Raw genomic sequence first — 556 nt, 5'->3', positions numbered from 1 at the left:
CAGAGCCCCCTCTCGGCATCTTTTCCCATGGAAAAGAGCCTGCCGGTCCACGGGACGCGAGGTGCTGCTCGATCTCAAGCACCGGGGCCTGACGCAGGACCCGAAACTGGCCATCGGTGATGGTGCCTTGGGGTTTTGGACGGCCCTGCGCGAGGTGTTCGCCACGACGCAAGAGCAGCGGTGCTGGCTCCACAAGACGATGAACGTGCTGAATGCGATGCCGAAATCGCTGCAGGCCAAGGCCAAGGCGCATCTGCACGACATCCGCTGGCCGGCAGGGCATTGCGCAGCAATGTCCCGAGAGGCTGGCAGGCCGAGACAAAGGCCGAAGCCAACGTCGCCTTCGATTTCTTCGTCGAAACCTACGGGGTGAAATGGGACAAGGCGGTGGCCAAGCTGGCCAAGGACAGGGACACGCTACTGACCTTCTACGACTACCCGGTCGAGCACTGGAAACACATCCGGACGTCAAATCCGATCGAGAGCACATTCGCCACCGTCCGCCACCGAACGAAACGCACCAAGGGCTGCCTCAGCCGCAAGACCGGCTTGGCCA

At 62.4% G+C, this 556-nt stretch carries 1 pseudogene; it reads left to right on the top strand.

Annotated elements, in window-relative coordinates:
- Positions 1 to 556: pseudogene (locus Q1A87_RS23720) on the top strand (transposase); the annotation flags it as partial.

The sequence above is a fragment of the uncultured Jannaschia sp. genome (genome assembly GCF_947494055.1).
Lineage (GTDB): Bacteria > Pseudomonadota > Alphaproteobacteria > Rhodobacterales > Rhodobacteraceae > Jannaschia.
Note: the sequence above shows the minus strand (reverse complement) of the source record. Positions and strands in the feature narration are given on the sequence as shown.